This window comes from Mesorhizobium sp. LNHC229A00, assembly GCF_000502415.1.
In the GTDB taxonomy this organism is placed as follows: domain Bacteria; phylum Pseudomonadota; class Alphaproteobacteria; order Rhizobiales; family Rhizobiaceae; genus Mesorhizobium.
This window is the reverse complement of record NZ_AYWQ01000004.1, coordinates 118,591-138,132: the sequence shown is the minus strand read 5'-3', so window position 1 is coordinate 138,132 and position 19,542 is coordinate 118,591. Positions and strand designations below refer to the sequence as shown.

Sequence of the window (19,542 nt, the reverse complement as noted above, 5' to 3'; positions counted from 1 at the left end):
AGCTTGCCTCCGATTGTCTGGTCACGCGATCTTGCCCCATATAGGCTGGTCCATGCGACGGAATGTTCCTTGCCGGCTTGGCCGGACAGAAGGCATGTTCCCGGTTTCCGGAGCTGACCATGCTCGATACAGAAAAGGCCAGGGCCGCGTCACGTCTGCTGGTAGGCCATTGGGACAACGGCACCCATCTCAACGCCATACCCGAGGAACAGCGGCCGAAAACACGCACCGAAGGTTACGCCATCCAGTCGCATGTCATGGAGCGTTCGGCGGCCCCGCTTTTCGGCTGGAAGATCGCGGCAACCAGCCTGGCCGGTCAAAGGCATATCAATGTCGACGGCCCGATGGCCGGGCGTCTGCTTGCAGAAAAAGCGGTCGAGATCGGCGGGATCGTCTCGCTCGCGACCAGCAAGATGCGGGTCGCCGAGGTCGAATTCGCGTTCCGTTTCAGCCGCCAGATCCCACCTCGCGCGGCACCTTATGAAATCGCTCAAGTCATGGACGCCGTGGCGACCTTGCATCCGGCGATCGAAATACCGGACTCACGATATGATGATTTCCGCGCTGTCGGCGCGCCGCAGNGACAATGCCTGCGCCAATCTGTTTGTCATCGGCCAGCCCGCGGAAGGTGATTGGCGCGACGTGAACCTCGCGGAGCACCCCGTGACCGGTCTCGTCTCGGGTAAGTCGCGGCACGATGGAACGGGCGCGGCTGTATTGGGAGACCCGCGTATCGCGCTCACATGGATCGTCAATGAGCTGTCGGGGCTTGGCATAGCGCTCCAGCCGGGACAGGTGGTGATCACCGGAACTTGCGTGACACCGATCAGCGTCGCCGCCGGTGACGAAGTCATTGGCGATTTGGGCAGGTTTGGCAAAGTCTCGGTGCGGTTCGTCTAGAGCGGCCTGCTCCCCCGGTTCAGCCTGACCACGACGCTCCTCACCGCCAGAACCAGCACGGTGATGATGATCAAAATCACGGAAAGTGCGGCGATCGCCGGGTCGATGTTGTCGCGTAGTCCCATCCACATCAGGCGCGGCAGCGTGATGGCGTTGACCGAGGTGATGAACAAGGTGACGCCGATCTCTTCCCAGGACAGCACGAAAGACAGCAGTGCCGCGGTGACGATGCCGAACTTGATGTTGGGCATGATGACGCGCGTGGCGCGCTCCCAGACACTTGCGCCAAGCCCCCGCGCGGCAAGGTCGATGCGTCGGTCTAGCTGGCTAAGCGAGACCAGGATCAGCACCGTCGCGAACGGCACCGTCATCACCGAATGCGCCATCGCAACGCCAAGCCAGGTGTCGTAGCCAAAGAAGGAACTGACGCCCGAGATCGAGGTGAGCAGGAAATACAGCGTGACCGCCGAAACCACCGGCGGCACCACCATCGGCAACAGCACGAAGCCGACCAGGGTCGCGGTGAAGCGCGGCTGGAACATCCAGACGCCGAGGCTGAAGCAGAGCGCCAGCACAGTTGAAATGGCGCTGCTGACGATGCCGATCCGGATCGAAAGCAGGATCGACTGGAGCCAGCGCGGATCCTCGATCAGCGATCGGTAGTGGCGCAACGACAATTCCCCGGTCGGCATAGCCAGCATGCGGCTCGGCGTTAGCGACACGGGAATGACGGCAAGCAGCGGCAACAGCAGGAACAGCGCCACCAGGGCGGCGATAACCAGCGAGACAGGACCGGGGCGATAAGTCGGCATCAGATCAGCTGCTTCGGTCTGACATAACGGAACAAGAGCGCCATCAGCGCGCCGACGAACAATACCAGCACGACGCTGATCGCAGCCCCCAGCCCCCAGTCCGGGCTCTGGAAGATCCTGAGATAGATCAGTTCGGCGATCATCACGCTGCGCCCGCCACCGAGAATCGCCGGCGTGACGAAGAAACCGAGCGAGAAGACGAACACGATCATCGCGGAGCCGATAATGCCGGAGCGCGTCATCGGCACGAACACCGTCCAGAAGGTGCGCATGCGGCTGGAGCCGAGGCCGCGCGCGGCGAGCAGCACACGGTCGTCAAGGCTGCGCATGGCCGAAGCCAGCGGAAAGACGGCGAAAGGAATGAGGAAATGCGTCATGCCGACAATGACGCCGAATTCGTTGCGCACCAAAGTCAGCGGTTCGGAGATAAAACCGATCGACTGCAGCCAGGTGTTGATCAGGCCGCGATTGGACAGAAGCGCCACCCAGCCGAAGGCGCGTGTCAGCACCGAGATCCAGAACGGCACCAGGATGCAGAATTCGGCCATGAGACGCTGCGCCGGGCTGCCGCGAACCCAGACGAGCGTGATGGCATAGGCGGCGGCGACCGACACAATAGTGACAATCGCGGCGATGCGTAGCGTGCGGATGAACACCGACTGGACCAGATCGTCGGTGAGCAATGCCTGGTACTGGCCAAGCCCGGGCGTCGGCAAGGTGAAACTCCATTTCACCACGCCGAGAAATGGCCAGGCATAGGCAAGGCCGAGAAAAAGGAGCAGCGGCGCCATCAACAGCGCCGCGCCCATCCTGTCGGAGAGAACGCCTCTCATGTCAGATCAGCATCGCCGCCGCTCAGGCGGAGATGATCTTGGTGTATTCGTCGAGCGCCGGCCCATAGTTCTTGGCGTACCAGTCCATGTCGAGCGCGATCTGCTTCTTCATGTTCTCGGGATCGACGGGGTTGATGCGCTTCTTGTCGGCGGGGATCAGCGCGTCAGTCGCCGGATTGGCCGGGCCCTGGCCGAGCTTGTCGAACATGACGAGCTGCTTTTCCGGATCCTGGGCGCTGGCGATGAACTTCATCGCCGCATCCTTGCCGCCTGGGTTGTTCTTGAGCACGGCCAGCGCGCCGGGCGAGATCAGGCCCTGGTCCCAGATGAACTTGATCTTGCCACCGGAATCCTGCTCGATCAGCGAGGCGCGCGTCGACCAGACGATCGCCATCGAGGCTTCGCCATTGAGCAGCACGCTCTGGCTCTCGGCGCCGCCGCCCCAATAGGCGACGACGTTTTCCTTGAAGGCCGATATCTTGTCATGCGCACGTTTTAGGTCGAGCGGGTAGAGCGAAGCCGGCGCGATGCCGTCGGCCAAAAGGGCCGCTTCCCAGCTCGACACGCCCCATTTGTAGAGCGAACGCTTGCCCGGGAATTTCTTCACATCGAAGAAATCGGCCATGCCGGTCGGTGCATCCTTGCCGTATTTCTCGGAATCGTAGGCGATGACATAGGAGAAGAAATAGGTCGAGGCGGCATAGTCCCAGCCGAAGCCCGGCCGCATCTTCTTCTTGTCGACTATGTTGTAGTCGATCGGCTCGAGCATGCCTTGGGCGCCGAGCGTAATGGCCGAGAACGGGTCGACGTCGACCAGGTCCCAGGTCGGGGCGCCGCTCTTGGATTGCGCGGCGATAGCGCCTTCGGTCGGGCCCGAGCCGTCCATCTTGACGGTGATGCCGGTGTCCTTGGTGAAGGCCTGGCCATAGGCCGCGTCGTAGGCCGTGATGGCATCGCCGCCCCAGTTGACCAGCACAAGTTCCTTCGCTGCGGCAAAGGCGCCGGTCGAGCGCAGCAGCATCGGCGTGCCGGCGAGCACGAGGGCAGCGAGTTGCGTGAATTGACGACGCGAGATCTCGCCGCGCCTCGTCCTTTCGGACAGCGTTTCGATGGCCTGTTTCTTGGTGTCGTTCATGTCAGTTCCCCTTTGTTTTCGTTGATTTTAATTCCGGAAGCCGGTGCGGCGGATCAGGCCGCGCCGGCGCTCATTGTCCTCCGTCCGGAAGGAGGAAACCCTTTTCCGCCGGCCATGTCAGCCACACGGAGTTGCCCTTGCTGAGCGCCGCCGCCGCGACCTCGTTGGGCACCGAGACGGTGACTTTGGCACCCTGGCGCGTGGTGAGGTCGAGCTTGGTCGCCGCCCCCAGGTAGGTCGAGGCGATTGCCGTCGCGGCAATGCCGTTCTCTCCGGCGGCGGCCTCGCGCGCTATCGACATGTGTTCGGGCCGGATCGCCAGGATGGCGTCGCCACGGACCTTCTCAGCCTTGCAGTGCATGCTGACCGCGCGGTCCTCACAGAGGCCGGTCGAGCCGTTGTCGAGGGGCTTAACCCCTTTCAGCGGCAGCATGTTGATCTCGCCGAGGAACTCGGCGACGAAGCGATTGTCCGGCCGGTCGTAGACCTCGTCCGGCGCGCCGACCTGCAGCAGTTTGCCATGATTGAAGATGGCGACGCGCGAAGACAGCGCCAGCGCCTCGCTCTGGTCGTGGGTAACGAAGACGAAGGTGGTGCCAGTCTCCTGGTGCAGGCGCTTCATCTCTGCCTGCATCTGGCCGCGCAGGCTCTTGTCCAGCGCCGAAAACGGCTCGTCGAGCAGGAGCACGCCCGGCTCGAACACTAGCGCCCGGGCCAGCGCGACGCGCTGCTGCTGGCCACCGGAAAGCTGCGAGGGCAATTTCTTCTCGTGGCCGACCAGACCGACGCGCTCGATCATCTCGCCGACACGCTTTTTGATCTCGGCGGCCGATTTCTTGCGGACCTTGAGCGGGAAGGCGATGTTGGCCTCGACGCTCATATGCGGAAAAAGTGCATAGCCCTGGAACACCATGCCGGCGGCACGCTGCTCGGCCGGGCGGCGGGTGATATCGGCGCCGTCGCTGAAAAGCCTGCCCTCGGTCGGCTGCACGAAGCCGGCCAGGATCATCAGGAAGGTGGTCTTGCCGGAGCCGGAGGGCCCAAGCAACGTCAGGAATTCGCCGCGGCCTATGTCGAGCGTCAGATTGTCCAGCGCACGGAACGAGCCGAAGCTCTTGCCGATCCCGATTGCCTTGATCTCTGCGGCCCGGCCGGGTTGCTGCATCCTGCCTCTATCCTTACCGTTGAGCCAAATCGTAGGCAGGGCCGAAGCTCACCGCAACCAAATAGTTTTCGCCTGATCGGCAAATTTCATTCATCTATGGCGGGCTGGCGCCACCCTGCCTCTCAATAAGGCTGAATGCGGTTCTCGGAGAGAGTCGACCTCAGCCATCCCGCGAACGCTTGCAGGACCGGGTGCGAGGCCTTGGCGTGTTCGGAGACCAGAAAATAGGAGCGCGGCGAATTGATCGCGATGTCGAAAGGCCTGACCAGACGGCCTTCGCTCAGCGCACGGCGGCTGGTCAGTTCGTCACCCATGGCGATCCCCTGCCCGGCAATCGCCGCCGAGAAGACGAGGTTCATGTCGGAAAAGACGATGCCGCCTTCGGTGTCCGGGTTCTCGACCTTGGACAGCGCCAGCCAGCGTGCCCAATCCTCGGTGTCGTCGAGATGGAGCAGATTGGCGCGCAGCACGTCCGCCGGCCGGGAAAAGCCGCCGACCTTGTTGAGCAGCGTCGGGCTGCAGAGCGGGGTGAACGAGATTTCGCACAACAGCTCGGCCATACGGTTCGGCCAATTGCCCACGCCAAATGCGATGAAGGCGTCTGCCTCGGCATTGCTGACATCGTCGAGCCGCCGGGGCGTCAGGATGCGCAGCGCGACATCGGGGTACATCTGCCGGAACTCGCCGATATGGGTGCACAGGAACAGCGAGGCGAAGCCCGGTGTACAAGAGACGGCGAACGAGCCGCCGACGCCAGTGCCGGCATCGCGCGTCACCGCGTCACCCAGCACGGTCAGCGCCTTGCGCACGTCGCTGGCATAGCGCTGCCCACGCGGGGTGAGCGCCACCCCCTTGCCGATGCGCTCCAGCAGATCGAAGCCGAGATCGCGCTCGAGCAGCCGCAATTGGTGGCTCACCGCGCTGCGGGTCAGGTGCAGTTCGTCGGCGGCGCGCCAGACGCTGCCATGCCTGGCAAAACTGTCGAGCGCGCGTAGCGCCTGTGTCGATGGAATTCTCAAGAGGTGAACCGAATTTGCATGAACCAGGAAAACATATCACTTTTTGGCGAGCCGCTTCACTGCTTTCTTCTAGAGCATGGACAAACCGGTGACGACATCGGCGCAAGAGACCGCGCTTGCCTGCCTCGACGGCATCCAGCCCCTGCTGTCGGCATGGACACGCACCATCTTCGATTTCGGCGAGACCGCCTGGCGCGAGTACCAGTCGGCCGCCTGGTATGTCGATCGGCTCAAGCGCGAGGGATTTTCGGTCGAGGAAGGCTCGGGCGGCATGCCGACCGCCTTTTGCGCCCATTGGACGAACGGTGCCGGACCGACAGTGGGCATGTATGCCGAATATGATGCCGTGCCCGGCAATTGCCAGGACGCCGTGACTGTGAGGCAGCCGCGACCTGGCCTTGGCGCCGAGGCCGGCGGCCATACCGACCCGCATTCGGGGCTCGGCATAGCAAGTCTCGGCGGCCTGCTCGCCACCAAAGCCGCCATGCAGCGCCACGACATTCAAGGCACGCTGCGCTTTACCGGCGAGCCGGCTGAGAAAGTGCGCGGTTCGAAGCCGATCCATGCGGCAAAAGGCTACTATGACGGCCTTGCCGGCATGATCTCCTTCCATCCCTTCTACATGCTGCCGCTCTGCAATACCGCGCGCTGGGACACGCATTGCGGCGCGGCCTACGCGATGATCTATCGATTCGTCTGCGACGAACCCGAAAATTGGGTTCGCGCAAGCGACGGCGCACCGATCCCGCAGGCGCATTCGGCCGTCAGGGCACCGGGCGCCAACGACGCACTGATGACCATGTACATGGCCTCCAAGGCGTTGCGCGATTCCATGCTGCCGCACCAGGGCGGCTGGTCGATCAGCGAGGCGATCCTGACGGCCGGCCAGGCCACGGCCGACAATCTGCCGGCGGGACTGGCGGAGATCCAGTACATGATCCGCGTGCCCACCATCGGCATGGCCGAGCAGGTAACGGCGGTGCTCGACCGCAATGCCGCGGCCGCGGCCGCGATCAGCGGCTGCCGCTACGAGCGGCACTGGGTGTCGAAGTCGCGGCCTGGGCTCGCGAACCACGCCATGGCCGGGATTGCCTATGAAGCCCTGTCGACTGTCGGGCCGCCACGCTGGGACCAAGTCGCCAGAACGATCGCGCGGGAAATCCAGGTCAATGCCGGCGGCACTGCTACCGAAAACCCCTTTATCGAGGAGCTTGAGCGGCTGATTTCGCCACAAGAGGCCGAGGCAGTCCTGCGCCGCGACCTGCCGCCCTCTCAGGTGAACTCGACCTCCGACGACTACACCGACATGAGCTGGCACGCGCCGACCGCCCGCTTCTATGTCGCCCGCCCAGCGCTCCGCTCCGCGAATGGCAGCGCATATCCCTCTTGGGTGATGAATGCGCTGGGTGGCATTCCCGCGACGATCGACCCGATGGTCATCTGCGCCGCCAAGACGGTCGCGCTGACGGCGCTGCGCCTGCTCGAGGACCAGACCGCCCGCGACGCGGCAAAGGACGAGTTCACCACCCGTACCGGCGGTGGCGTCGGCGGCTCCAACTGGATCGCGCCACTCTGCGACTACGACCCGCCCATCAACTTCCGCTGGCCGGAATATGTCACCACCGCGCGCGGCCGCGACTGGTGGATCCCAAACAACGCATGACCTGAGCAACCCTTTAGAACGAGCCCACGAGGAGAACCCGCATGACCGTCCATGACCGCATCATCGCCGAGCCGTTTTCGCTTCAACGCCGCAACCCGGCCGGCGGCACCAAGCCGCTGACCGTCTGGGGCTTCGCCAACGAAACCGATGTGTTGACCGACGTGCTGCTCGGATCGCCGAATTTCCTGCGCCACCTGTCGACCAGCTCGCTGTCGCGCAAGCACCTGCGCGAAGCCCCCTGCAACGTCCAGATCGCGCAGGCGCAGCACAAGGATCTTGTCGCGGCCTACGAGCATTTCGGCGTCAACATCCACTGGCACGAGCCGACGCCGGAATTGCCGATGCAGGTCTATTCCCGCGATTCCAGCGTCATGACGCCTTATGGCGCGATCATCACCGCCATGGCCAACTGGTGGCGGCGCGGCGAGAACTACGCCGCCATCCGCACCTATGAAAAGCTCGGCATCCCGATCTATGACATGGTGACGGCCGGCACTTTCGAGGGCGGCGACTTCAATGTCATCGAGGACGGCGTGGTGCTGATCGGCTGCGGCGGCGCCCGCACGCAGGAGGAAGGCGCCCGCCAGGTGCAGGCCTGGTTCGAGAAGGAAGGCTGGGAGACACGCATTGCCTTCATCGACGAATATTACGTCCATATCGACCTGATGGTGGTGCCGATCGCCGAAAAGCTCACCGCCGTCTGCCTCGCCTGCACCGAGCCCGGCATCGTCGACTGGCTGAAGGGCAAGGGTCACGAGATCATCGACGTTCCCTTCCAGGACACGATGGCGCTCGGCTGCAACTTCATGTCGCTGGGCAAGGACCGGGTGATCGCGCCGACGTCCAGCAAGACGCTGATCGAAAAGCTCAAGGCGCGCGGCTTCGAGGTCGCGGCAGTCGACATGAGCGAAATCTCCAAGACCGGCGGCGGTATCCATTGCATGGCACAGGCGCTGAAACGTGAGGCGGCATAGAGGACCGCCGCTCTCACGAGCATTGGAGAGGCGCGCGGCGGCGGCCCTGGATTGGTCTTTGACCTTATCCGACGACGCGCTGTCCGTTTTTCGCAGGATGGACAACGACCGGGATCGGTTTTACGAGTCAGCGCTACCAGCGGAGATGTTCGCGCACCCCAATGAACAAGATCGATACCCATAACAGCAAGCACGGCGACGAGCGCTCGACCGCGACCAGCCTCTTGCGGCTCGGCACACGCTTGAAACTCTCCCGGCAGACGCACGGCCTGACCCTGAAGGCGCTGGCTGCCGCCGCCAACTGCTCCGAGAGCCTGCTTTCCAAGGTCGAAAACGGCAAGGTCTCGCCCTCACTGCCCATGCTTCACCGGCTGGTCGAGGTGCTCGGCACCAATATCGGCTGGATGTTCGAGGAGTCCGACGGCGAGGAAGGCATCGTCTTTCGGGCCGGGTCGCGACCGCTGATCGCTCTCGATCCGCTGCGGCGCGGCGAAGGCATTTCGCTCGAGCGCGTCATTCCCTATTCGCCGGGCCATCTCCTGCAGTGCAACATCCATCACATCGAAGCGGGCGGTGAAAGTGCCGGCCCCATCCAGCATGCTGGCGAGGAAGTCGGCTATCTCCTGGAGGGCGCTATCGAACTGATGGTCGGCGAAAAGACGTTTCGCCTGACGGCCGGAGATTCCTTCGTTTTCAACTCCGAACTGCCGCACTGGTATCGCAATGTCGGCGATGAACGCGCCAGCATTTTCTGGGTCAACACGCCGGCGACATTCTGATCCCCATTTCTTTCGTTCAAGCTGCTAATTCAAGTGACTTGACAAAAAATCAAGTATCTTGAATTATCCGTTTGCGCTCAGTGCCAAGTGAGCCCGATCAAGGGCCTTTTTGCAACATCAAGGGGAACCGAAATGCGTCTTACCAAGATTCTTTCAGGCTGCGCCGCAGCCATCGCCATGACCCTCGCCCTCGGCTCTGCTTCCGCCATGGCCGAGACCTATGCGCTCGTCACCATCAACCAGCAGGCCCTGTTCTTCAACCAGATCAATGACGGTGCTACGGCCGCGGCAAAGGCCGCCGGAGTCGACCTCGTCATTTTCAACGCCAACAATGTGCCGAGCGCGCAGAACGACGCGATCGAGAACTACATCACCCAGAAGGTCGACGGCATCATCCTCGTCGCCATCGATGTCAACGGCGTGAAGCCGGCGATCACAGCGGCAAAAGCCGCCGGCATTCCGGTCATCGCCATCGACGCGCAGATCCCGAACGGCGACAACGTCGCCTTCGTCGGCGTCGACAACACCAAGGCCGGCGAAGATATCGGAAAGTTCTATGCCGACTACGTCAAGACCAAGCTGAACGGCACCGCCAAGATCGGCGTCGTCGGCGCGCTCAATTCGTTCATCCAGAACCAGCGCCTCGACGGCTTCAAGAAGGCCGTCACCGATAGCGGCCAGAAAGTCACCTTCCTAGATACGGTCGATGGCCAGAACGTACAGGACGTGGCGCTGTCAGCCTCCGAGAACCTAATGACGGCCAATGCCGACATGACGACCCTTTATGCGACTGGCGAGCCGGCCTTGCTCGGCGCGGTTTCCGCCGTCACCAGCCAGGGCCGTACAGGCGACGTAAAGGTATTCGGCTGGGATCTGACCAAGTCGGCGGTACAGGGTCTAGAAGAGGGCTGGGTCATCGCCGTCGTCCAGCAGGATCCGGCCGGCGAAGGCAAGGCTGCCATCGAGGCCTTCGGCAAGCTCAAGAAGGGCGAGAAGATCGATCCGATCATCAATGTTCCGGTCACCATCGTGACCAAGGAAAATGTCAGCCAGTTCAAGGGCATGTTCAAGTAGTATCCCAAGACCGCCGGGCCGCGCATCGACCTGACGGTTGCTTGCGCAGCCCGGCGACCGATTGAACATGTCGCGCTTTAAGAACTGGAACCATGATGAGCGATGGCGAGACCTACCGCGTCAGGATGACCGGTATTTCCAAACGATACGGCCCCATCCAGACGCTGGACGATGTTTCGCTGCAGCTGAAGCCCGGCGAGGTGCTCGGCCTTGTCGGCGACAATGGCGCGGGCAAATCGACCCTAAGCAAAGTCCTGTCCGGCGCCGTCATTCCGGATTCCGGGTCCATCGAGATCGACGGCAAAGCTGTCTCTTTCTCGTCGCCGGCGGATGCCCGCGCCTCACGGGTGGAGATGGTCTACCAGGACCTTTCGCTCTGCGACACCGTGGATGTGGCGGGCAATCTCTTTCTCGGCCGCGAACCGCGCCGCCACGTCCTCGGCGTCCCGTTTCTCGACAACAGGCGCATGCATGACCAAACGCGCACCATGCTCGACCGGCTCGGCATCGTCATCGCGGACACAAGGCTCAAGGTCGAGAACCTCTCCGGTGGGCAGCGCCAGTCGATCGCCATCGGCCGCGCCGCCTCCTTCGATCCGTCGGTACTGATCATGGACGAACCGACCGCGGCTCTTGCCGTGGCGGAAGTCGAAGCGGTGCTGGAGCTTATCCGCACGGTCAGCGCTCGCGGCGTCAGTGTCATCCTGATTACCCATCGGCTTCAGGATTTGTTCCTGGTCTGCGACCGTATCCAGGTCATGTATGAGGGCCGCAACGTCGCCGAACGAAAAATCGGCGACACCAGCATCGAGGAGGTCGTCAACCTGATCGTCGGCCGGAAATTCAACGCGCGTTCGGCGCGCGCCAGCCGTGATGAGGCGGTACAGCCATGAACGCCACCTCCCCGTCGGCCGATATTGCGGCCCCGTCGTCCAAACGCGCCCGCAAGAACGGCTGGAAGGATATCGCGCTGGCCAATGGCAGTGTCGTCTCCATCGCGCTGTTCTTCATCGTAGTGTGCGTGGTGTTTTCGATGATCACCGGCACCTTCCTGACGACGCCCAATCTGCTCAACATCGTCCGCCAGTCGGCCCCGCTGTTGATCGTCGCGGCAGCCATGACCTTTGTTATCACCACCGGCGGCATCGATCTGTCGGTCGGCTCCGTGCTGGCGCTCGCGGCGACGCTGTCAGCCGTCCTGCTGCAGGCTGGCCTGCCGTGGCCGCTCGTCGTCCTCGCCATGCTGGCGCTGGGCGCGGCGATCGGCGCCTTGCAGGGCTTCTTCATCGCCTATGAGCGCATTCCGGCCTTCATCGTCACGCTGGCCGGTCTTTCCGTCATCCGCGGCGTGGCGCTGCTGATCACGGGTGGCTATTCGATCCCGGTCGAGCCGACGAGCTTTTTCGTCAGCATCGGCCGGGCGTGGTTCCTCGGAGTGCCCGTGCCGGCGCTGCTCGCCCTTGTCGTGCTGATTGTCGCCTACCTCGCCTTCAACCAGACGCCGTTCGGCCGCTATGTGACCGGTATCGGAGCCAACACCGAGGCGGTGCGCCGCGCCGGTGTCGACACGCGCTTCATTACGCTGTTCGTCTATGTACTGTCGGGCATGGCGGCGGCGTCCGCCGGCATCATTCTCGCGGCCCGGCTCGGTTCGGGCTCATCGAACTCCGGCCAGGGCTTCGAACTCGACGTCATCGCCGCCGTGGTGCTTGGCGGCACCAGCCTGTTCGGCGGGCGCGGCACGATCATCGGCACCGTACTCGGGGCACTGACCGTCGCGGTCATCGGCAACGGCCTAATCCTGGCGCATATGTCGCCGTTCCTCACCCCGATCGTCACCGGTACGATCATCCTCATTGCCATCTGGCTGAATTTCCGCCTGTTCAAGGGCGCGGTGCGGAGCCGCTGACATGGATCACCTTTTCGACGACAAGCCGAGGGAACGGGCGCCGATCGGGGTCCATTCCGGCACGGTGATGACCGTTACCGGCCCGGTCGCGATCGCCGATATGGGCGTGACGCTGATGCATGAGCATATCCTGCTCGACGGCGCGACATCCTGGAAATGCCCCTGCCATCCCGAGGAGAAGAAGATCGCCGAGCAGCCGGTCAGCATGGAGATCATCGGCGAACTGCGGATGAACCCCTACATGAACCGCGACAACGTCTCGCTCGACGACAGCGACCTAGCCCTGTCGGAACTGGCGAAATACCGTGCGCTCGGCGGCCACACCGTGGTCGATGCCACCAATATCGGCATTGGCCGCGATGCGGTGAAGCTGGCGCGCATCGCCCGCTCTTCCGGCTTGCGTATTGTCATGGGAACAGGCTTCTACCTGCAGCACACCCACCCCGATTGGCTGAAGGCGATGGACGTCGATGACATCACCGAATTCCTGGTCAACGATGTCGGCGGCGCGAAGACGCAGCCCGAAATCATGGCCGGCATCATCGGCGAGGTCGGCGTCAGCAAGGATTTTACCGACGAGGAGCGCAAGTCGCTGCGGGCTTCGGCGCGCGCGGCCAGGATCACCGGCGTGCCGCTGACGATCCATCTGCCCGGCTGGGAGCGGCTGGCGCATGACGTGCTCGATGTCGTCGAGGCGGAAGGCGCGAATCTCCGGCATACGGTGCTTTGCCATATGAACCCGAGCCACAACGATCTCGCCTACCAGAAAAGCCTGGCCGCGCGTGGTGCCTTCCTGGAATACGATATGATCGGCATGGATTTCTATTATGCCGACCAGGACGCGCAATCGCCGTCCGACGAGCAGAATGCGCAGGCGATCCGCTCGCTGATCGAGATGGGGCTGGGAGACCGTATCCTGCTGTCGCAGGACGTTTTCCTGAAGATCATGCTGACCCGCTTCGGCGGCTTCGGCTACGGTTTCATCCTCAAGCATTTTGTGCCGAGGTTGAAACGCCATGGCGTCGAGCAGACGGCGATCGACCGCATGCTCATCGACAATCCAAAGACCGTGTTCGCCGCGAGCCTCTGAGCCACGGCCCTAAGCAATAAAGGAGTATGCATGTCCAGGAAGAAGGTTCTTCTCGCAGGCGAATCCTGGGTTTCGACCGCGACCCACATCAAGGGCTTCGACCAGTTTCCAACCGTGACCTATCACACAGGCGCCGACGAATTGTTGGCCGCATTGAAGGACGGTCCATTCGACGTCACCTTCATGCCAGCGCATGAGGCGCAGCGGAATTTTCCCCAGACCATGGAGACGCTTTCGGCCTACGACGCGGTCGTGCTTTCCGATATTGGCGCCAACACGCTTCTGCTTCATCCCGACACCTGGGTCCACTCCAAGCCGACGCCGAACCGGCTGCGCCTGCTGCGTGACTATGTCGGCAATGGCGGCGGCCTCTTGATGTTCGGCGGCTATTACAGCTTCCAGGGTATCAATGGCGGCGCGCGCTATCACAAGACGCCTGTGGAGGATGTTCTGCCGGTCACCTGCCTGCCGGTGGACGACCGCATCGAGGTTCCGGAGGGCTATGCGCCGGTCGTTGTCGGCCCGCAGAGCCATCCGATCCTCCAAGGTCTGGGCAAGGATTGGCCGATCCTGCTCGGCTTCAATGAGGTCACGGTCAAAGACGATGCTGAAGTTCTGGCCACCGTTTCTTCCGACTACCGTTCGCTGCCGCTGCTGGTGACGGGCAAATTCGGCAAGGGCCGTACGTTGGCCTGGACGTCGGATGTCGGCCCGCACTGGCTGCCGCCGGGCTTCATCGCCTGGAACGGCTACAAGACGCTGTTCGAACAGATGCTCGGCTGGGCGACATCCAGGGATTAGGCTATGCACCTCCATATCGTCGGCAATGTCTGCGTCGACACGACGTTTCGGCTGGACCGGTTTCCGCATCCTGGCGAAACGTTGAACGCTGCAGAACACGCTGACGGACTTGGCGGCAAGGGAGCGAACCAGGCGGTGGCCACCGCCCGCACCGGTGCCGATGTCCGCTTCCATGCGGCGATCGGCAACGATGCCGCCGGAGCATGGATAAGAGAACAACTCAGCCGAGAGCTCGACATCAGCCATCTGACGATGCTGCCACTGCCCAGCGACAGATCGACTGTCATGGTCGATGGGCGTGGCGAGAACCTCATCGTTACCGGCGCCAGTTGCGCAAAGGCTTTCGATCCGCTGGCAAATAGCGATCTCCTGCAATCGATCGAACGCGGTGACATCGTGGTGATGCAAGGCAATTTGGATCCGGATGTAACGGTCGCTTGCCTGCGGACCACGCGCGCCGCGGGAGCCATGACGATCTTCAATCCAAGCCCACTGGCGGCCGGTCATCCACCGGATTTGTGTAACGTCGGCCTGGTCATCGCCAACGCCGGCGAGGCAGCAGTTTTGACCGAAGCCGCGGAGCCTGCCGAGGCGGCCCGCGTTTTGATCCAACAAGGGGCTGGTGCTGCGATCGTGACCCTTGGCGCGCAGGGCTGCATGGTGGCCTACGGTAGCGGACAAATCCAACGGATCGCGGCGCCCAAAGTGGCCGTGATAGACACCAGCGGCGCCGGCGACGTCTTTTGCGGCTGCCTCGCCGGTTGTCTTGCGGCAGGCATCGACCTCGCCAAAGCGGCGCGGATCGCGGTACGCGCCGCGGCCATCTCGGTCGGACGCGCCGGCACTCTCCAATCCTGCCCCGACAGGCGGGAGATGAAAACGCTCATGGAAACGACGGAAGCGGAAACCGCATGATAAAATCCCCCAAAGCCATCGGATCCAAACAAGTCACGGACGACGCGCTGCGGTCGATCTTCGGCAGGAGCAAGGTGGTGATCGGCGTCGTTCACCTCGCCCCCCTGCCGGGCGCGCCGCGCTACGATGGCGAGGCGGTGGAGGCCATCTACCAGCGCGGCCTGGACGACGCCAAAGCTTATCTCGATGGCGGCTGCGATGGCGTGATTGTTGAAAACCACGGCGACGTGCCGTTTGCCAAACCGGATGACATCGGGCCGGAAACTTCCGCCTATATGTCCGTCGTGTCCGACCGTATTCGCGGGGAATTGGGCCGGCCGATTGGCATCAACGTGCTCGCCAATGCTTCCATTCCAGCGCTGTCGATCGCCAGCGCCTCGGGCGCGGCCTTCGTGCGCGTCAATCAATGGGCCAACGCCTATGTTGCCAATGAGGGGTTCATCGAAGGCGAAGCGGCGCGCGCCATGCGCTTTCGCGCCAAGCTTCGGGCCAATGGCATCCGCATCTTCGCCGATGCCCATGTCAAGCATGGCGCCCATGCCATCGTTGGCGACCGGCCGGTCGAGGAACAGGTCAAGGATCTGGTGTTCTTCGATGCCGATGCTGTGATCGCCACCGGCCAGCGCACCGGCCACGCCGCTGACCTCGGCTATATCAGGATGATCAAGGAAGCGGCCGGATTGCCGACGCTGGTTGGCAGCGGAGTCACGCCTGAAAATGCCAACGACATCCTCGACATCGTCGATGGCGTCATCGTCGCCAGTTCCCTGAAATATGACGGAGTCTGGTGGAATGAGGTCGATCCGCAACGGGTGAAAGCCTTCATAGGCGGCCTCAAGCGGTGACTTTGGTGCCGGAGATCAATGGCGAGCGGCTGCTCGGACGGCTCGACGCCTTCGCCCGCATCGGCGCGACACCGGCCGGAGGCGTCAACCGGCAGGCGTTCAGCATTGAGGATCGCAGCGCCCGGCGCCTGCTTGCGCAACTGGCACTGATGCGCGGCTTCACGATATTTCAGGACGGCATCGCGAACCTCTTCATCCGCCGCGAAGGTTCGGATGCCGCGCTGCCGCCCCTCATGATCGGCAGCCATCTCGACAGCCAGCCGACCGGCGGGCGCTTCGACGGCGCGCTCGGCACGCTTTGCGCCTTCGAGGTGCTTGAAGCGTTGGAGGACGCGATGATTGAAGCCAGGCGGCCGATCGAGGTGGTCGCATGGGCCAATGAAGAAGGCAGCCGCTTCGCGCCGGGCGTCATGGGCTCCATGGCCTTCACCGGTACCGATACGGCTGCATGGAAATCGATCGTCGGTGTCGACGGAGCGTCCCTCGCAACGGAACTCGAAGCGACGATCGCGGCCTTGCCGGAAGCGAGGCTGCGCCCGACCGGCATGCCTGTATCCGGCTATATCGAATTGCACATCGAACAGGGGCCGTCGCTCGAAAAAGAGCTGACGCCGATCGGTGTCGTCACCGCCGTTCAGGGCACGCGCTGGCTGGAAGTTTGCATCGAGGGCAGTGCCGGTCACGCCGGCACGACTGGCCTTTCCTATCGCAGAGACCCCATGGTCGCCGCGATTGCCGCGATACACAGGCTGCAGACGACGATCATGCCGCTCGACGCGAGCGCACGACTGACGGTCGGCCGGATATCGGCACAGCCGGGATCGATCAATGCCATACCGCAGTCCGTGACCTTCACAGTGGATCTGCGGCATCCACAGCTGGAGCGGCTCGATGCTATCGAGGCTGAGGTGCGCGCGGTCTGCGCCGCGGAGGTGGACGGCCAGCATTGCTCCGCAACGATCAGGCGGTCGTTCGACATGCCGGGTGCAGCGTTCTGTCCCGATATGATCAAAATCATAGAGGATGCCGCCGAGTCCCTGGAATTAACCTACAAACGGATGATATCGGGCGCGTTCCACGACGCGTTGTTCATCGCCCGTGTGGCGCCTGCGGCGATGATCTTCGTGCCGTGCCGTGACGGGCTGAGCCACAATGAGGCGGAATATGTGGAGCCGGCGGACGCGATCATCGGCGCACGGGTCCTGCTGCAGGCAACAATCGCAGCCGCCTCGCGCCCCACCCGGACAAGGTGATCTCGGCGACCTGAAACCGGCCAGGCGCATTGTTTTGGAAGTCGCGGCGGCCTCCCCTGCCCCTTCGCATCAACAAACCGTCCCCCTGTGTCCTCGCCGCCCTTGTGAGTGTCCGTAAATGGATGAATAGTCGGACAGGGTGCCGCCCTGAAATTGCCCGCTTGCGGTTTTCAGGTCGCGCCAGAACCGAGCCGGGTTTTTTGAATGGTCAGCCCTGAACCACGCAGAAGAAGAGGTCCGATCGCCGCCTGGTTGCTGGCGCTGGACGCGTGGCTCGATTCCTCGCTCTATGAAATCGGGTTCAAGGCGCGCCAGTTCTGGGAGTCCGCGACGATCTTCTCGCGGCGCTTCCGTCTCAAGGGCTGGCGCCGCGGCTTCATCGAACTTTTGAGCGAAGGTTTTACACTCGGCGCCGGCGGCATGGTGGTGATGCTGGCGCTGGCAATACCCGCTTTCCAGGATACCACCGGCGACTGGCGCGCCCAGGGCGACTTCGCCGTCACCTTCCTGGACCGCTATGGCAACGAGATCGGCCAGCGGGGCATCATCCAGCGCGATTCCGTGCCGGTCGACGAGATGCCGGACCATGTCATCAAGGCGGTGCTCGCCACCGAGGACCGCCGGTTTTTCGACCATTACGGTATCGACGTGCTCGGCCTGTCGCGCGCGATCTTCGAGAACGTGCGGGCGAATTCGGTCGTCCAGGGTGGCTCGAGCATCACCCAGCAGCTGGCCAAGAACCTGTTCCTGACCAATGAGCGCACGTTCGAGCGCAAGATCAAGGAGGCGTTCCTGTCGCTGTGGCTGGAGGCCAATCTGTCGAAGAAGGAAATCCTGCAGCTCTATCTCGACCGCGCCTATATGGGCGGTGGCACGTTCGGCATAGAGGCGGCGGCGGACTTCTATTTCGGCAAGAGCGTCAAGGACCTGAACCTTGCCGAGGCGGCGATGCTGGCCGGCCTGTTCAAGGCCCCGACCAAATACGCGCCGCATATCAACCTGCCGGCGGCGCGCGCGCGCGCCAACGTAGTGCTGTCCAACCTCGTCGATTCCGGCTTCATGACCGAAGGCCAGGTGCTGCAGGCCAGACTGCACCCGGCCGACGTCGTCGACCGCGGCGAACAGAAGAGCCCCGACTACTACCTCGATTGGGCCTTCGACGAGGTCAAGAAGATCGCCAAGCCCGGCCAGCACTCGCTGGTTGCCCACACCACCTTCGACGCCAACATCCAGAAGGCGGCGGAGGAGTCCGTCGAGTTCCACCTGCGCCAGTTCGGCAAGGAGTACAACGTCACCGAAGGGGCCGTGGTGGTCATCGAGACCAATGGCGCGGTGCGGGCCATCGTCGGCGGCCGCGATTACGGCGCCAGCCAGTTCAACCGCGCCACCAAGGCACTGCGCCAGACCGGCTCGTCGTTCAAGCCCTATGTCTATGCCACGGCGATGGAACACGGCTTCACGCCGAACTCGATCATTTCTGGCGGGCCGATCAGCTGGGGCAACTGGTCGCCGCACAATTACAGCGGCGAGTCGGCGGGCAACATCACGCTGATCATGGCGATGGCCAAGTCGATCAACACCGTGCCTGTGCGGCTGGCCAAGGACCATCTCGGCATCGCGCCGATCAAGGCATTGGCGGAATCGTTTGGGGTGGAATCGCCGCTCGAAGGGCACAAGACGATGGTGCTCGGCACCTCGGGCATGACGGTGATGGACCAAGCGACGGGCTACAGCGTGTTCGCTCAGAACGGCTTCGTCGGTTCCCGGCACGGCATCACCCAGCTCGTAACCCGCACCGGCGACGTGGTGTATGACTGGACCAAGGACGCGCCGCCGCCGCATCGCGTCCTGTCCGAGCAGGCCCTGAAGTCGATGAACACCATGCTGGCGGCCGTGCCGGTGATGGGCACGGCGCGGCGGGCGCAAATTCCCAACATCGTCGTTGCCGGCAAGACCGGCACCACGCAATCCTACCGCGATGCCTGGTTCGTCGGCTTCACCGGCAACTACACGGCGGCCGTGTGGCTGGGCAATGACGATTTCACCCCGACCAAGAACATGACCGGCGGCTCGCTGCCGGCGATGGTGTGGCAGCGGTTGATGGTCTACGCGCACCAGAACATCGACCTGAAGCCGATCCCGGGGATCGACAAGCCCTTCGTCGACGAGGAGGTCGCGGCCAAGGCCGCCGAGGCACAGAAGAAGAGCGAGGAGCAGGCAGCGGCCGATGCCGCCGCCGAGCGGCCGCCGGTGCTGTCCAGTCGGACCACACAGACGTTGCGGGACATGAGCCAGATGTTCCAGGCGGCCCCCAAACTCGACGCCCCCGCTCCACCCGAAACGTTGTCGGCGCTGTGATATCCGCCCGCTGAGAC

The 19,542-nt window shown here is 63.2% G+C and carries 17 protein-coding genes and 1 pseudogene; 13 read left to right on the top strand and 5 right to left on the bottom strand.

The window, feature by feature from the left end; all coding sequences use genetic code 11:
- Positions 1–119 precede the first annotated feature (119 nt).
- Positions 120–900: pseudogene (locus tag X742_RS01000000169935) on the top strand (fumarylacetoacetate hydrolase family protein).
- Here the strand turns inward: X742_RS01000000169935 and X742_RS158935 are convergent.
- From X742_RS158935 to X742_RS158955, 5 genes are all read right to left on the bottom strand, one after another.
- Positions 897–1,712: an ABC transporter permease gene (locus tag X742_RS158935; protein WP_023771583.1), complete on the bottom strand. Its 816-nt coding sequence runs from the start codon at positions 1,710–1,712 to the stop codon at positions 897–899. The pseudogene X742_RS01000000169935 and the gene X742_RS158935 sit on opposite strands and share 4 nt — an antisense overlap.
- Positions 1,712–2,545 carry an ABC transporter permease gene (locus X742_RS158940; RefSeq protein WP_023771582.1) on the bottom strand — a complete coding sequence of 278 codons (834 nt, stop codon included), beginning with the start codon at positions 2,543–2,545 and terminating at the stop codon, positions 1,712–1,714. Before X742_RS158940 ends, X742_RS158935 begins: the two co-directional genes overlap by 1 nt.
- A gap of 22 nt (positions 2,546–2,567) precedes the next feature.
- Complete coding sequence (locus X742_RS158945; RefSeq protein WP_023771581.1) at positions 2,568–3,680, bottom strand: ABC transporter substrate-binding protein; 1,113 nt, start codon at positions 3,678–3,680, stop codon at positions 2,568–2,570.
- A 70-nt stretch (positions 3,681–3,750) separates the two neighbouring features.
- Positions 3,751–4,845, bottom strand: coding sequence for an ABC transporter ATP-binding protein (locus X742_RS158950; protein ID WP_023771580.1), 1,095 nt, complete (start codon positions 4,843–4,845; stop codon positions 3,751–3,753).
- A 122-nt stretch (positions 4,846–4,967) separates the two neighbouring features.
- Positions 4,968–5,864: a LysR substrate-binding domain-containing protein gene (locus tag X742_RS158955; protein WP_023771579.1), complete on the bottom strand. Its 897-nt coding sequence runs from the start codon at positions 5,862–5,864 to the stop codon at positions 4,968–4,970.
- A 76-nt stretch (positions 5,865–5,940) separates the two neighbouring features.
- Here X742_RS158955 and X742_RS158960 point away from each other — a divergent pair, with 76 nt between their 5' ends.
- From X742_RS158960 to X742_RS159015, 12 genes are all read left to right on the top strand, one after another.
- Positions 5,941–7,527, top strand: coding sequence for a peptidase M20 (locus tag X742_RS158960; RefSeq protein WP_031247807.1), 1,587 nt, complete (start codon positions 5,941–5,943; stop codon positions 7,525–7,527).
- 41 nt (positions 7,528–7,568) lie between these two features.
- On the top strand, positions 7,569–8,501 hold the full coding sequence (locus tag X742_RS158965; RefSeq protein ID WP_015318637.1) for a dimethylarginine dimethylaminohydrolase family protein: 933 nt from the start codon (positions 7,569–7,571) through the stop codon (positions 8,499–8,501).
- A gap of 161 nt (positions 8,502–8,662) precedes the next feature.
- The gene (locus X742_RS158970; RefSeq protein WP_023771577.1) at positions 8,663–9,280 is read left to right on the top strand and encodes a cupin domain-containing protein; all 618 of its coding nucleotides are present in this window, start codon (positions 8,663–8,665) and stop codon (positions 9,278–9,280) included.
- A 132-nt stretch (positions 9,281–9,412) separates the two neighbouring features.
- The gene (locus tag X742_RS158975; protein WP_023771576.1) at positions 9,413–10,354 is read left to right on the top strand and encodes a substrate-binding domain-containing protein; all 942 of its coding nucleotides are present in this window, start codon (positions 9,413–9,415) and stop codon (positions 10,352–10,354) included.
- Positions 10,355–10,449: 95 nt separating this feature from the next.
- Entirely contained in the window at positions 10,450–11,247 is a 798-nt protein-coding gene (locus X742_RS158980; protein ID WP_023771575.1) for an ATP-binding cassette domain-containing protein, read from the top strand.
- Entirely contained in the window at positions 11,244–12,263 is a 1,020-nt protein-coding gene (locus X742_RS158985; RefSeq protein WP_031241383.1) for an ABC transporter permease, read from the top strand. The genes X742_RS158980 and X742_RS158985 overlap by 4 nt, the downstream gene beginning before the upstream one ends.
- A gap of 1 nt (position 12,264) precedes the next feature.
- Positions 12,265–13,353 (top strand): phosphotriesterase, encoded by a 1,089-nt coding sequence (locus X742_RS158990; protein ID WP_023771573.1) that lies wholly within the window; start codon positions 12,265–12,267, stop codon positions 13,351–13,353.
- 30 nt (positions 13,354–13,383) lie between these two features.
- A complete protein-coding gene (locus X742_RS158995; RefSeq protein WP_023771572.1) occupies positions 13,384–14,154 on the top strand; it encodes a glutamine amidotransferase in 771 nt (256 codons plus the stop codon).
- Positions 14,155–14,157: 3 nt separating this feature from the next.
- Positions 14,158–15,069: a ribokinase gene (locus X742_RS159000; protein ID WP_023771571.1), complete on the top strand. Its 912-nt coding sequence runs from the start codon at positions 14,158–14,160 to the stop codon at positions 15,067–15,069.
- Positions 15,066–15,914, top strand: a complete 849-nt coding sequence (locus X742_RS159005; protein WP_023771570.1) for a BtpA/SgcQ family protein — start codon at positions 15,066–15,068, stop codon at positions 15,912–15,914. Before X742_RS159000 ends, X742_RS159005 begins: the two co-directional genes overlap by 4 nt.
- Complete coding sequence (locus X742_RS159010; RefSeq protein WP_023771569.1) at positions 15,911–17,167, top strand: Zn-dependent hydrolase; 1,257 nt, start codon at positions 15,911–15,913, stop codon at positions 17,165–17,167. The genes X742_RS159005 and X742_RS159010 overlap by 4 nt, the downstream gene beginning before the upstream one ends.
- A 204-nt stretch (positions 17,168–17,371) precedes the next feature.
- Positions 17,372–19,525, top strand: a complete 2,154-nt coding sequence (locus X742_RS159015) for a penicillin-binding protein 1A (protein ID WP_023771568.1) — start codon at positions 17,372–17,374, stop codon at positions 19,523–19,525.
- The last annotated feature ends 17 nt before the right edge of the window (positions 19,526–19,542 follow it).

Excerpts from the sequence above, each read along its gene's own strand:
- X742_RS158990 (WP_023771573.1), top strand. The coding sequence starts at position 12,265 with ATGGATCACCTTTTCGACGACAAGCCGAGGGAACGGGCGCCGATCGGG.
- X742_RS159000 (WP_023771571.1), top strand. The coding sequence starts at position 14,158 with ATGCACCTCCATATCGTCGGCAATGTCTGCGTCGACACGACGTTTCGG.
- X742_RS158950 (WP_023771580.1), bottom strand. The coding sequence starts at position 4,845 with ATGCAGCAACCCGGCCGGGCCGCAGAGATCAAGGCAATCGGGATCGGC.
- X742_RS159015 (WP_023771568.1), top strand. The coding sequence starts at position 17,372 with ATGGTCAGCCCTGAACCACGCAGAAGAAGAGGTCCGATCGCCGCCTGG.
- X742_RS158985 (WP_031241383.1), top strand. The coding sequence starts at position 11,244 with ATGAACGCCACCTCCCCGTCGGCCGATATTGCGGCCCCGTCGTCCAAA.
- X742_RS159005 (WP_023771570.1), top strand. The coding sequence starts at position 15,066 with ATGATAAAATCCCCCAAAGCCATCGGATCCAAACAAGTCACGGACGAC.
- X742_RS158960 (WP_031247807.1), top strand. The coding sequence starts at position 5,941 with ATGGACAAACCGGTGACGACATCGGCGCAAGAGACCGCGCTTGCCTGC.
- X742_RS158995 (WP_023771572.1), top strand. The coding sequence starts at position 13,384 with ATGTCCAGGAAGAAGGTTCTTCTCGCAGGCGAATCCTGGGTTTCGACC.
- X742_RS158940 (WP_023771582.1), bottom strand. The coding sequence starts at position 2,545 with ATGAGAGGCGTTCTCTCCGACAGGATGGGCGCGGCGCTGTTGATGGCG.
- X742_RS158965 (WP_015318637.1), top strand. The coding sequence starts at position 7,569 with ATGACCGTCCATGACCGCATCATCGCCGAGCCGTTTTCGCTTCAACGC.
- X742_RS158935 (WP_023771583.1), bottom strand. The coding sequence starts at position 1,712 with ATGCCGACTTATCGCCCCGGTCCTGTCTCGCTGGTTATCGCCGCCCTG.
- X742_RS158970 (WP_023771577.1), top strand. The coding sequence starts at position 8,663 with ATGAACAAGATCGATACCCATAACAGCAAGCACGGCGACGAGCGCTCG.
- X742_RS158980 (WP_023771575.1), top strand. The coding sequence starts at position 10,450 with ATGAGCGATGGCGAGACCTACCGCGTCAGGATGACCGGTATTTCCAAA.
- X742_RS158975 (WP_023771576.1), top strand. The coding sequence starts at position 9,413 with ATGCGTCTTACCAAGATTCTTTCAGGCTGCGCCGCAGCCATCGCCATG.
- X742_RS158945 (WP_023771581.1), bottom strand. The coding sequence starts at position 3,680 with ATGAACGACACCAAGAAACAGGCCATCGAAACGCTGTCCGAAAGGACG.